The organism is Actinoallomurus rhizosphaericola (assembly GCF_024055675.1).
Taxonomy (GTDB): Bacteria; Actinomycetota; Actinomycetes; order Streptosporangiales; family Streptosporangiaceae; genus Actinoallomurus; species Actinoallomurus soli.
In genome coordinates this window covers 352651-365718 of record NZ_JAMXMW010000006.1, presented here as the reverse complement: position 1 = coordinate 365718, position 13068 = coordinate 352651, and the positions used below count along the sequence as shown (strand labels likewise).

Here is a 13068-nt window from a genome sequence, read left to right as displayed (position 1 = left end):
CGCCCGCCACGCACCACCCTCTGCCGACCCGCCGCCGACTCACCCGCCGTCGACTCACCCAGGGTGGCGGCCCGCCGTCGGCCCCTCCGGCCTGACCACCCGCCGCCGGCCCATGCGCCACGCACCACCCAATGCCGACCGGCCGCCGGCGACCTACCCGCCGTCGGCTCACGCGTTGCCGACCCGCCGCCGGACCCGCGGGGTTGACGGACCGTTGCAGGTCCATCCGGGCCGCTCGCCCGGCACCGGCCGGCCCCCTTACGCATGACCCGCGCATGGCGTCAGCCGCTCAGAGTTCGGCACGCGCTGCGCGGCTCTACGGCGCAGGGCGACCGCGCCGGAGGACGACGTCGGTCCTGCTGCGCGTGGGGTGACGGTGCCCCTCAGGTGCGCGCTCCCGCTGCCGTGACGCGAGGACGGAACGCGTCGGGTGAACGGCAACGCGTCGGGTGAACGGCAACGCCGTCGGCCTGGTGGACTCCATTGGCCGACCCGCGTGCCGTCACGCCGGGCGAAGACTCGACGCACGGACGAAGTGCCAAGAGACACGAGGGTGTCAGTAGAGGCGACACGAGAGTGTCAGTGACCTGGGGCAGTCGCTTTCGTCCTCGGATCCGGGAGGGGTCCCGGTAAGCACTGACGAAGGTTCGGTCGGAAAACCGTTTGAGCCTTCCTTCCGCGTTCCCGTAGGTTGCCTGCGGCCCCGTCGCAGTGAGGACAGAGGACACCGCGTGACCCCGCCTGCTCTTTAGACCTGACACCTTCTTCCACTCGCCTGTAGCCGACGCTCCTGTCGGTTCTGCCGGGCCGCCCTTGTGCGCCCGGTCATACAGCGTTTGAGGCCGCGCGCAATCGGCCTCGTGTCAGAGCTAGAGGGCTCATGTCTTCACAACCTCATATCGTGCTGCCCTGGGTCGTTCGCCGGACAAGGCTGCCTCTGCTGTCGTTGCGGTGCGTGGACTGCGGGTCGGAGTCGGCCACCACCGGCGAGGGCAGGTTCCGCGTCAACGCCAACGCCAAGCTGCTGGACGTGTGGCTGCTGGTCCGCTGCGTGTCCTGCGACCGGACGAGCAGGCTCACCGTGCACAAGCGAGCGCCGGTCAGATCCTTCGATCCGGCTGAGCTCCACGGCTACCGCGTCAACGATCCGGAACTGGTGGCGGCCAGGCTGTTGGATCCGCTGCTCGCCCGGCGCAACCGCTTCACCCTGGACTGGACGGGAGCCTGGCGGCTGGACGCCCCGTCGGCATGGCCCGATGAGGCGTGGCCGGTCCACGTGGAGGTCGTCTTCGAGGATCCGGTACCGGTGCGCCCGGAACGGCTCATCGCGCACGGGCTCGGCCTCAGCAGGAACGAGGTACTGCGCCGGATCAAGTGCGGTATTCCGCTGCGCCGTCCGACGAGCACCGGATTCACCTTTACCGTGATGGCCGGGGACTAGCGGGGATGTAGCCGCGGCGGGCCACCCCGTCCGCCCGGCTGCGAGGGAGGAGCCGACTCACGGAAGGACCGCGGAACGAGGCGCGTCCGGGAGGTCGATGAGCATCGGTGGGCGAGAGGCGATAGGGGGTCGCCGCGCAAGGCGACACGCCGCGAATTCACTGATCGTCGTGCCCGTCGGCTGCCCGCAAGGGCGTTCGGAGAGGGTGCCAAGGGCCCGATGAGCCTTCTGGGCTCTGAGGGGCTGCTGAAGCGCCCCGACCCCGGGAGTGAGTCGATCACACCGGCCCGGCAGCGTTCGCCTGCCAGCGAGGCTCTGGTGAGTTTCTGCAGGTCAGACCGCATGAAATGGCGGTGGCCCCGTGCGAGAGCACGGGGCCACCGCCGACCTGGCCGCGGGAGGCCGGGAAACGTGCCGGAATCAGGCGCCGAGGAGAGGTACGGAGGAGGAGAACTGCTGCGGGGTCAGCTCCGCGAGCCCCTCTTCCTGGAGCCAGTGCTCGGCGTCGAGCGCCGCCGCGGCGCCGGTGCCGGCCGCGGTGATCGCCTGGCGGTAGCGATGGTCCACGACGTCACCGGCGCCGAAGACGCCGGCGATGTTGGTGTGGGTCGTCGGCGACGAGACGCGGAGGTACCCCTCCTCGTCCAGCTCCAGCTGGTCGGCGAACAGCTCGGTGCGCGGCTCGTGGCCGATCGCGATGAACAGACCCGACAGCTTGAGGTCGCGCTCCTCGCCGGTCGTGATGTCGCGGAGCCGGACGCCGGTCAGCTTCTCCTCACCGAGGATCTCGGCGACTTCGCTGTTCCAGGCGAACTTGATCTTCTCGTTGGCGAACGCCCGGTCCTGCATGATCCGGCTGGCGCGGAGCTTGTCGCGCCGGTGGATGATGGTGACCGACCGAGCGAATCGGGTGAGGAAGATCGCCTCTTCCATGGCGGAGTCGCCGCCGCCGACGACCGCGATGTCCTTGTCACGGAAGAAGAATCCGTCACAGGTGGCACACCAGGAGACGCCGCGTCCGGAGAGCTGCTTCTCCTTCGGCAGCCCGAGCTCGCGGTACTTCGACCCGGTGGCGATCACGACCGCCTTGGCGTAGTAGGTGTCGTCGCCGACCTTGACGACCTTCGGCGAGGCGTTCAGGTCGACCTCGGTCACGTCGTCGGCGACGAGGTCGGCACCGAAGCGCTCGGCCTGCTTGCGCAGGTTGTCCATCAGGTCGGGACCGATGATGCCGTCGGGGAAGCCCGGGAAGTTCTCCACGTCGGTGGTGTTCATCAGAGCGCCACCGGCGGTCACGGAGCCTTCGAAGACCAGCGGCCGGAGGTCTCCCCGTGCCGCGTAGATCGCTGCGGAGTATCCCGCCGGCCCCGAACCGATGATGATCACGTTCCGGACGTCGCTCACCACAGTGCCTCTCTCTGATCGCGTCCGCGGAGCACGTGCCCGGTCCTGGGTGGCCCGGTCACCTCCGCTCGCAGTGCCCTTAAACCGATCCTAGGGCGCGGGCATTCCCGCTCACGCACACGCGCGCGACGTACCCGCGCCCGACAGCAGGGAAGCTCGCATCGTCGGGCCGGCGCCCTGTGCCTGACGACGGTAGGGCACCGCATCGTACGACCGGGGGCACTGCGTCCTCGGCCGGGGCCTGCGCCTGACGATGGGGGAAATTCCGTCGTACGGCCCGGGGTGACGCCTCGTACGGCCGGACCGCCCGGGTGAAGAGGGCGGTCCGGCCGTACGACGCTCGCTGATCAGCGGGCGATCTGCCGGTGGGCGATCAGGTCCGGGTCATCGGCGGAGCACTTCGCTCCGACGATCCAGACGTCGGCGTGCCCGCCGTCGGCACCCGGTAGCGCGATGACCGTCGCGGGACGGTCGTCGTAGGTGGCCGAGTCGACGAGCAGCGGGGCCTTCCCGCCGCTCACCCGGCCGACACAGTCCGCCAGCGATCCGGGCGCCACCGCGTTCAGGGCGTGGTCGGCGGCGGTCGCCGAGGACAGTGCCGAGGCGACCTGAGACTCCAGATCCGCCGAGGTGTAACGGGTCCCGCTCCGTACGGCGGTGAACGGAACGGATCGCGCGGGCCGTGGCTGCGCTCGGGGAGCTCCCGCACGCGGGCGAGAAGGATCCTCCACCGGTCGCTGGGAGACCGTGGCGCTGTTGGAGTCGCCGTTCTCCAGAACGGTGCGGGCGATGACGCCCCCGCCGCCGACGACCACCACCGCGGCCGCCGCCGCTGCGAGGAGCTGAAATCGACGGGCGTGCCGGTGCCCCGGCACGTGGGACGCCGCTTCGGCCGCGATCACCGCGTCGAGGCGTTCGACGAGGTGAGCGGGCATCGGCGGTGTGGGTGCCTCCGCGAGAACGCGGGAGACGTCCGCGACCTCAGTGGCCCGATCACGACATTGGGCGCACTCGGTCAGGTGTTGCTCTGCGGATGTGGCCGTGGCATCGTCGAGAATCCCCTCGGCGAGGTCGGCCAGCGCATCGTAGTCAAGGTGTGCGGCAGTCACGCGGATGTGCCACCTCCTTCCTCCGCAGATTCGACGCCCGAGCCGCGTCCCTGGTTCCGTAGGTGTCCGAGAAGCGGTGCGAGACGGGCACGGCCACGCGCGCACCGGCTCTTGATGGTGCCCGGCGGGACCTCCAGGACTCTGGCGGCCTCATCGACGGCGTACCCCATCATGTCGACGAGTACGAGCGCCGCCCGCTGTTCGAAGGGTATGCGCTGCAGCGCCTCGTTCACGTCGAGGGACAGTTCGTGGCTGGAGGTGGGGTCGGGATTCTTCGGCGCGACGGAGTCGAGCGTGGCGTCGTCGCCCATCGGCACGACCGGCCGGATGGTGCGCCGGCGGATCCGGTCGAGGCAGGCGTTCACGACGATGCGGTGCAGCCAGGTGGTGACGGCGGCGTCGCCGCGGAACCGGCCGGCCGCGCGGTACGCGGACAGGAAGGCGTCCTGGAGTGCGTCGGCGGCCTCCTCATGGTCGCCGAGCGTGCGGAGCGCCACGGCCCACATGCGGTCGCGGTGCCTCTGTACGAGTTCGGAGAACGCGTACGGATCGCCATTCGCGTGCCGCGACAGCAGCTCTTTGTCCGGGACGGCCTCGATCGAATGTCCCCCGCGTATGACCGCCATTTTCGTCAGCCCGCTCCGTAACCGGCGACCCCGCCGATGGTGTATCGCCCTCGCCCACCGTGTCCCCCCGAGTCCCCCTCCCGATCCTGCCGCCGTGGCCGGCGCGCAGGGTTTCCCGCGGTGCAGGGGGGCCTCAACACGCTCACGATGGTAGCCGTCTGAGTACCGTCACGTCCCCTCTGAGGGAATTATCCCCGTCCGCTCCATTCAGAGGTGCTCAGGCGGCGATACGCGACGACGGCCACTCCCCTCCGGCAGTGCGTCGGGCCGCGGAATCGAATCAGCGGTAATCAGGCCGTTCCGTACACGGTGACGTCTTTCACCTTGATCTGGAAACTCCCGATGGACGGCAGCTTGCTGAACCACAGGGTGATGTACTGGCCCTTGGCCTGCTTCCCCTTCAGCTCGAAGGTGCCGACCGCGTCACCGGTGTCCTGCGTCTGGGAGGCGGAGGACTTCTGGGAGTCGCCGACCCGGAGCTCGACCCGGCCGGGCGTCCCGTCCGGCATGCTCACGGCGACCTTGTCGACCGTCACGGTCTTGCCCATGTCGAGGACGAGGCCGATGCCCTTGCGCTGCCCGCCGAAGTCGGCGCCGTAGTAATGCTGCGTCGTCCAGAAACTCGACTTGCTCTTGTCGATGGCGTTGCCGAGGTCCTTCGGCGCGGTCGTGTCCGCGTGCGGGGGGTCGTTGTCCAGGAGGACGCGGTCCACCTTGAGCTCGGCGACCTTCGGCGTCGGGGACGCGCTCGTGCTCGACTGGGTCCCGCCCTTGGCGTTCTTGGTGCCGTCGCCGCCGCCCATCTGAGACAGGGCCCAGCCGCCGACCGCGACCACGACGAGCACGACGACGACCACGGCGACCAGGAGGGGCCTGTTGGAGGAGCCCCGGGTGTTCCCGCCGCCCGAGGAGCGCATTCCGACAGTGGAGTGCTGCGGTGGCTGTGGCGGCTGCGGAGGGCGCATGCGCGCGCTGTCGGGGATGGTCTGCACCGGAGGGATCGGCTGGGACGCCGCGGCGGACATCCTCGCCGTACCGTCCGGGTTGCTGTCGGGCCGCGGCATGACCGCCGGAGGCGTCGAGCCGACGAGGGGCACGAACGGCAGCGGCGACCGGGGGACCTTGGCGAGCGCGTCGGCGAAGGCTCCGGGGGAGTCGAACCGCTCCGGAGCGCCCCGGACGGCGATGCCCAGCGCCCGGCCGACGATCGCGTCGAGGTTGTGCGGGATGCCCGCGCGGACCTGGCTCGGCAGGAGCGGCCGCCCGTCGGCCCCGGTCGGCGCGGGCGGCAGGACGGTGCCCTCTCCGCCCGGCCAGTGGCCGGTGAGCGCGGCGTACAGCATGGCGCCGAGGCCCTGCACGTCGTCCAGCGCGGGCGTGTCGGACTCCGCCCCGGACAGGACGGCCTCGACGCCCAGGCCGGTGATCTTGACGGTGCCGCCGCTGGTCCAGACGAGGTTGTGCGGGGTGAGGCAGAGGTGGGCCAGGCCGGCGGCGTGCGCGGAGGTCAGCGCCTCGGCGGCCTCGAGCAGGAAGGCGGCGGCCCGGTCGGCCTCCATGGGGCCCTGGGCGAGGAGGTCCTCGAGGGTCTCCCCGGTGACCCACTCGCTGACGACGTAGGCGCGCTCGCCGCTGTCGTCGGCGTCGAAGACCTGGGTGAGCCGCGGGTCGGTGAGGCGGCTCGCGGCGCGGGCCGCGGTCACCACGTCGTTCACCCGGGGGAAGCCCGGGGCGAAGGTGAGCACCGCCACCGCGCGGGCGAGGATCTCGTCCGTCGCCTTCCAGAATGTGGAGCCGCCCGCTTCGCTGACGCGGTCGTCCAGACGGTACCGACCGGCCAGGCGGGTTCCAGGTTCGATGACGGACGTGCTCAACGCGGCGTCCGGCGTAGGTGGTCGCATCCCATCATCAGTGCCGTGGCTCCCTTACGCCTTCGACCCTCCCTCGTTCCCTTATGGACGGAGGAAGACTTCATCACAATCCCGCCCGATCGTAGGACGCTCGAGGAGCGTCGCTGGATTACTACCCGGCGCGAGTCGCGCTCTCCCACCTTACGGGCAGCGCCTCCTAACTCGCCCCACGACCGGGCAATCTGGCCATCACGGTTCGTTGTAGCGATTCCAACTCCGGAATGCGCAGAAGGCGGGCGACCAGGAAGTACAGCACCATGGCCCCGCCCCCGCCGACCACCAGAACACCCAGCGACGAGATGACGTGGTAGTAGAAGAACTTGTAACCGAGCAGATGCACGGCGAGAGCGAACAGCAGCGCCGGGATCGTCGCGACCGCGATCTTCACGTGGGACGTGACGATGTGCCGGGCGCCGAGTCCGTTCAGCCGGCGGCGCAGGATGAGGGCGGCCACGACGCAGCCGAACGTCCAGGACACGCCCAGGGCGATCGAGATGCCCATCACGATCTTGTCCGTGGGCAGCGTCTTGTAGCCGATGACCCCGAGCGTGATGCTGATCGCGACGTTGAAGATCGCCATGAACGCCGGCGTGCGGGTGTCGGCGAGCGCGTAGAAGACCCGCAGCAGCAACTGGTAGATCGCGAACGGCACCAGCGCGAACGTGAACGCCTGCAGCACGTTGGCGATCATCAGCGCGTCGGAGATCTTCGTGGAGCCATGCGCGAAGAACACCGTGGTCATCTCCGGCGCCAGCGCGAACAGCAGCGCGGCGGCCGGGACGATGACCACCGAGGACAGGTTCAGCGCCGAGGACATGTCCTCTCGGACAAGGTCGAACCGGCGGTCGGAGGCATGCCGGCTCATCTGCGGCAGCAGCGCCGTGACCACCGAGACGCCGACGATCGCGTACGGCAGCTGGAACAGAAGGTAGGCGTTGCTCCACGGCGTGAGCCCGACGCCGTACGTGATGCCCTCGCGGGCGCCCTTGTCACCGGCGCCGTTGGCGATGTTGGTGTTGACGACGAAGCCGACCTGCTGGATCGCGACGTAGAGCAGTGTCCACAGCGCCATGCCGCCGACCGGCGCGAGCTCCTCGCGGCGGAAGTCGAACCGCGGCCGGTACCGGAACCCGACCTTGCGCAGGGAGGGCCACATGGCGATCGTCTGGATCACGATGCCGAGCGTGGTCCCGCCCGCCAGGAGCACGATGTCGGTGTGCGAGATGTTCCCCGGGCCGACGCCCCGGCCGCCCACGATGAGGAACGCGATGCCGACGACGATCACGACGACGTTGTTCAGCACCGGCGTCCACATGGGCGCGGCGAAGCTGCCGCGGGCGTTGAGTGACGCACCGGCCAGCGCGCCGACGCCGTAGAAGAAGATCTGCGGCAGGAAGAACAGCGCGAAGATGACGGCCAGGTCGTGTTTCTGCTTGCTGTACGAGCCGGCGTACAGGTCGACGAGGAAGGGCGCGCACACCATCGCGATCGCCGTCAGCGCCAGCAGCGCGCCGAGGACGAGCGTCAGCAGGCGCGACTCGTACTCCTCGCCGTACTTGCGGTCCTTCTCCAGCGCGCGCACCAGCATCGGGACGTGCACGGCGGTGAGCACGCCGCCGAGGAGCAGGTCGTAGATGACGTTGGGGAAGGTGTTCGCGGTGTTGTAGACGTCGCCGAGCGCGTGGGTGCCCAGCGCGATGACGAGCACGGCCGTGCGGACGAAGCCGGTGAGCCGGGACGCGATCGTGCCCAGGGCCATGACGGCGCTGGACTTGAGCAGTCCGCTGACGCCGCCGCGGCGGCCCGGCTCCTCGGCGGGCTCCTCGGGGGAGATCGCCGGGAGATCGACCCGGGTCACCGCGGCCTCGGGGCCTGGTTGTGCCTCAGTCACCGGTCGTGCCCTCCGCTTCGTCACCTCGGCGCCGTATCACGCGATATCCGACGCCGACGAAGAGTACGGCAAGTGAGATGCCCGTGATGAGCAGCGCGGTTCGCCCGTACGCCGTCGCGCGGACCTGCAGCACCCTGGTCGTCGTGAACGGCTGCCCGTCCGGGCCGAGCAGCTGGAGGTAGACGTAGGCGGGGCCGTTGGCCACGGCCTTCATGTAGAGGTTGACCGTCTCCTTGTGGCCGGGCTCGAGGGTGATCTCGCTCTGCTTCGCCCCGGGGCCCTCGACGTGGAGACGCGTGTTGTTCTGCGAGACGGCGCGCAGTTTGACCTTCACGGTGCCGTGCTCGAGGTGGTTGAAGACCGTGATCGGCACCTGGCCGGACTTGCCCGCCAGGTCGAAGTGGTCGTTGAGCACCTTGATCTCGCCCTGGTCGGCGCGGAGCCGGTTCTCCAGCGTCTGTCTCAGCGTCAGCCCGGTCCGGGTCTGGTCGCCCCAGGCCGACGACTCGACCCGCAGGACGCCGAGGCTGAACCCGCTCGCCGGGGGCTGGAAGATCATGTCGAACCGCCAGGCCTCACGCCTGAGGTCCTTCACCGGCTTCAGGTAGTGCTTCGACAGGCCGGTCGAACCCTTCTGCGGCAGGAAGGTGCGCGGCTCCGGCCTCCTCTGCTTGGCGACGGTGCCGAGCTGCGTCGGCCGCATCCAGGGCGCGTGCGCGGTGAACTTCAGCAGGTCCCTGGCGAGGGCCGGCCCCGGGCTCCAGCGGCGCGGCGGCACGATGACCACGCTCCGCGGGTTGGCCGGCTGCTCATTGGTGATCATGGCGGTCTCGGCGAGGAACCGCTGCTCGGTGAGCGCCACTCCCCCCGGCTCGTCGGCCTCCGCGGCGAGGACCTTGCTGAGCGTGTCGTCGTACGCGATGAGCCGGACGTTCTTCCCGCTGATCTCTTTTTGCGTCGTGGGGTCGGCGGTGTAGCTCTGCGCCTGGAGGTTCGGCAGGGTGGTGCTGTTGAGCAGGATGGTGCTCGCTCCGGCCTTGACGAGGTCGGTGAGGGTCCGCTGGTCGGCGGAGCCGTCCGGCGGCACCGCCACCGAGGTGTTCTCCAGGGGCAGATTGGCCCGGCCGAGGGCGGTCCCCGCCGCGCTCACGGCCGTCTTGACGTCCTGTCCCAGGCCGGCGCGCGACAGTGCCATGACGTCCGGGTCGGCGTACGGCGTCGCGATGGCGGTCTTGCCTGCGAGGGCGGTGCGCAGGGTGTTCAGCCAGGTGCCGGCGACGGCGTTCTTCGGTTTGTGCGCGCCCTTGACGCTGTAGCCGTCCTTGTCCGTCATCTTCGCGGCGTCGTCCGCCAGCGCGGGGTCGAGGAGCCAGCTGACCCACTTGTACGGGGCCGCCGCCGCGACGAGGTCGTTCAGCCGCCCTCCGGTGCCCAGCGCGCGCTCCAGACGGTCGTCCGTGAACGTCGAGTCGTCGGCGCGGTGCGGCTGGTCGATCACCGGCCAGACCCACGAGACCTTGGTCTTCATGGCGAACGTGGTCTTCGGGAAGTAGGTGACGAACGTGCGCTGCCGGGCGACGATCTGGTCGACGGAGTTCAGCACCTCGACGGCGAGCGGGTAGACGCCGAACCCGGGCAGGTGCATCCGGCTGACGGGCAGCTTGAGGGCCCACGGCTGCTTGCCACCCGGCTGCGTGGCCGCCGACAGCGCCTGGGCGGGCCCGGCCGTGAACGGATCGCTGCCCTTCCCGTCGGCGTACGCCTGGAGCGCCCCACGGGTCCGCTCGGGCTGCGTGGAGTAGACGAGGCGCACGGTGAGCCGCTGGTAGGCGTTGTCGGACTGGTTCTGCACCTGCCCTCTCAGCCTCAGGATCTGGGAGGGCTGCGTCAGGTAGCTCGGGGACACCGAGTCGATGATGACGTTGACCGGCGACTTGGCCGCGGGCTGCGTCTCGCGGGAGGCCCGCTCGGGGGTCGCGGCGCGGGTGGTGGCGCGTCCGCTGTGCGTGGTGTGGGTGGTGCCGGGGCGGGGAGGCGTGGTGGCGGCGAGGGCCGGGCCTCCGGTCAGCACCATCGGGACGACGAGGGCGAGCAGCCGCTTCATGCGGTGCCCGCGAGCAGCTCGGGCACCTTGGCGACGAGGGCTCGCTCGTCGGCGTAGGCGAGACGGTCGCGGACCTCGTCCAGCGGTACCCAGGCGACCTCGGCGACCTCCGCGTCGCCGTCGGAGAGGGCGCCTCCCACGGCGATCAGCAGATGATGGTGCACGGTCTTGTGGACCCGTCTTCGGTCGGCGGAGAACCAGTAGTCCACGCTGCCGAGTGGGGCGAGGATCCGGCCACGGATGCCGGTCTCCTCCTCGACCTCGCGCACGGCCGCCTCCTCGATCGTCTCGTCGGCCTCGAGATGCCCTTTCGGCAGCGACCACAGGAGCCTGCCGTCTCGGTCGTACCTGGCGATCAACGCGGCGCGCGGGGTGCCTGCCGTGTCGACGACCAGCCCGCCCGCCGACGTCTCCTCGCGGTGACGGCCCGATGGGGCGGCGGGCCGGCGTCTGGGTCTGCGCGGGCGGGACACGGCCGCAATCGTAGTAGCCGTACGTGCGTCCTCGGTCAATGATCGGTGGGACGGGGGGCGTCCTGGACGCCTGTGCAGGGGATCGGCGTCGGTTTGGCGTCGCAGAGCGCGAACAGGTCGAGCGTGTGGATCCCGAGGGCCGTCCACGCCTCTCCCGTGGGGGTGTAGACGACCTCGTCGCCGTACGTCGTCCGCTGGTCGACGAGCATGGTGACCTCGGCGGGCAGCAGGAGCGGCGCCACCAGGTCCGCCGCGTAGTCGGTGATCTCGTTCACCAGGTCGACCGGCGCCGGGCGGATCTCCGGGACTCCGACGAGGTCGGCGACGGCGGACGGCGCGGGCCGGATCCCCGCGGGGACGATCACCGCGACGAGGGGATGGTGCTCGGTGTACAGCCGGCCGGGTTCGTACGGCAGGTAGATCCGGGTGGACAGGCAGCGGAACGCCGGGAGTCCGAGCACCTCGGGGAGATCGTCCGCGCAGCTGATGTGTCTCGGCAGGCGTACGATCTCGTGTTCCGTCTGGTGCTCCAGCAGGAGCCGATGGATGGAGAGTGCGTCCTTCATCGTGGTCTCCGTGCTCGTTCAGGTGATTTACCCCCATTTCGGGCTCTTAGCGGATCACCCGCGCGGTGATTCGCGTTTTGCCCGGCACCTGCGAGGACCTAGGCTCGATTGCCGTGCCGAACGACCATGACGTGACCTCCGACCAGCACGCGGCAGTCAGCGAGCTGCTGCGGCGCGTGACGCCCCTCGCCGACGCCCTCGGCCGGCGCTTCGCGGACGCGGGCCACCAACTCGCCCTCGTCGGTGGTCCCGTGCGCGACGCCCTGCTCGGGCGCCCGGTCAACGACCTCGACTTCGCCACGGACGCCCACCCCGACAAGGTCCTGCGGATCGTCGAGGGCTGGGCGGACGCCGTCTGGACCATCGGCATCGAGTACGGCACGATCGGGCTCCGCAAGGGCGACCTCCAGCTCGAGATCACCACCTACCGCAGCGAGTCCTACGACCACGACTCGCGCAAGCCGGAGGTGACGTACGGCACCTCCCTCGAAGGTGACCTCGCCCGCCGCGACTTCGCGGTGAACGCCATGGCCGCCCGTCTGCCGGGACACGAGTTCGTGGACCTCTTCGGCGGCCTGCGCGACCTGCGGGAGAAGGTCATCCGGACCCCCGGGCGCCCCGAGGACTCCTTCGACGACGACCCGCTGCGGATGATGCGCGCCGCGCGGTTCGCCGCCCAGCTCGGCTTCACCGTCGCGCCCGAGACCGTCGCCGCCATGAAGGCGATGGCCGACCGCATCGACATCGTCTCGGCCGAGCGTGTCCGCGACGAGCTGTCCAAGCTGCTGCTCGGCGCCCATCCGCGCGCCGGCCTCACGCTCCTGGTCGACACCGGGCTGGCCGAGCGGATGCTGCCCGAGCTCCCCAAACTCCGGCTGGAGATCGACGAGCACCACCGGCACAAGGACGTCTACGACCACTCCCTGATCGTGCTCGAACAGGCGATCGCCCAGGAGGAGGACGGCCCGGACCTCGTGCTGCGGCTCGCCGCGCTGCTGCACGACATCGGCAAGCCGAAGACGCGCTCCTTCGTCGACGGCGGCCGCGTGACCTTCCACCACCACGAGGTCGTGGGCGCGGCGATGGCCAAGAGCCGCCTCACCGCGCTGCGCTACCCCAAGGAGGTCGTCGCCGACGTCTCCCGCCTCGTCGAGCTGCACTTGCGCTTCCACGGGTACGGCACCGGCGAGTGGACCGACTCGGCGGTGCGCCGCTACGTACGCGACGCCGGGCACCTGCTGCCGCGGCTGCACAAGCTCACCCGCGCCGACTGCACGACCCGCAACCGGCGCAAGGCCGCCGCGCTGGCCCGCACGTACGACCGGCTCGAAGAACGGATCGCCCGGCTGCAGCAGGAGGAGGAGCTCTCTAAGATCCGGCCCGAGCTGGACGGCAACGAGATCCAGGAGATCCTCGGCATCGGACCCGGCCCGGCCGTCGGCAAGGCGTACAAGTTCCTGCTCGACCTGCGGCTCGACCGGGGCCCGATCGGCAAGGAGGCCGCCGCCGAGGCGCTCCGCGCGTGGGCCCGCGAGCAGGGCTGA

10 protein-coding genes are annotated in these 13068 nt (G+C 70.2%); 2 read left to right on the top strand and 8 right to left on the bottom strand.

All coding sequences use genetic code 11. From position 1 onward, the window contains the following. The first annotated feature begins 901 nt into the window (after positions 1-901). A complete protein-coding gene (locus tag NE234_RS17200; protein ID WP_252781298.1) occupies positions 902-1441 on the top strand; it encodes a DUF1062 domain-containing protein in 540 nt (179 codons plus the stop codon). 420 nt (positions 1442-1861) lie between these two features. Here NE234_RS17200 and trxB read toward each other — a convergent pair whose 3' ends face one another. From trxB to NE234_RS17160, 8 genes are all read right to left on the bottom strand, one after another. Next, positions 1862-2845 carry a thioredoxin-disulfide reductase gene (trxB, locus tag NE234_RS17195; RefSeq protein ID WP_252781297.1) on the bottom strand — a complete coding sequence of 328 codons (984 nt, stop codon included), beginning with the start codon at positions 2843-2845 and terminating at the stop codon, positions 1862-1864. 347 nt (positions 2846-3192) lie between these two features. Next, the gene (locus NE234_RS17190; RefSeq protein WP_252781296.1) at positions 3193-3954 is read right to left on the bottom strand and encodes an anti-sigma factor; all 762 of its coding nucleotides are present in this window, start codon (positions 3952-3954) and stop codon (positions 3193-3195) included. Further along, positions 3951-4580: an RNA polymerase sigma factor SigM gene (gene sigM / locus NE234_RS17185; protein WP_252781295.1), complete on the bottom strand. Its 630-nt coding sequence runs from the start codon at positions 4578-4580 to the stop codon at positions 3951-3953. The genes NE234_RS17190 and sigM overlap by 4 nt, the downstream gene beginning before the upstream one ends. A gap of 290 nt (positions 4581-4870) precedes the next feature. Further along, a complete protein-coding gene (locus tag NE234_RS17180; RefSeq protein ID WP_252781294.1) occupies positions 4871-6481 on the bottom strand; it encodes a protein kinase family protein in 1611 nt (536 codons plus the stop codon). 166 nt (positions 6482-6647) lie between these two features. Continuing rightward, positions 6648-8381, bottom strand: coding sequence for a murein biosynthesis integral membrane protein MurJ (gene murJ / locus NE234_RS17175; RefSeq protein WP_252781293.1), 1734 nt, complete (start codon positions 8379-8381; stop codon positions 6648-6650). Next, entirely contained in the window at positions 8374-10485 is a 2112-nt protein-coding gene (locus NE234_RS17170; protein WP_252781292.1) for a DUF6049 family protein, read from the bottom strand. Before NE234_RS17170 ends, murJ begins: the two co-directional genes overlap by 8 nt. Further along, a complete protein-coding gene (locus tag NE234_RS17165; protein WP_252781291.1) occupies positions 10482-10958 on the bottom strand; it encodes an NUDIX domain-containing protein in 477 nt (158 codons plus the stop codon). Before NE234_RS17165 ends, NE234_RS17170 begins: the two co-directional genes overlap by 4 nt. Positions 10959-10993: 35 nt before the next feature. Continuing rightward, a complete protein-coding gene (locus tag NE234_RS17160; RefSeq protein WP_252781290.1) occupies positions 10994-11524 on the bottom strand; it encodes an aminoacyl-tRNA deacylase in 531 nt (176 codons plus the stop codon). A gap of 113 nt (positions 11525-11637) precedes the next feature. On the opposite strand from NE234_RS17160, the gene NE234_RS17155 reads away from it, so the two are divergent. Further along, positions 11638-13068: a CCA tRNA nucleotidyltransferase gene (locus NE234_RS17155; RefSeq protein ID WP_252781289.1), complete on the top strand. Its 1431-nt coding sequence runs from the start codon at positions 11638-11640 to the stop codon at positions 13066-13068.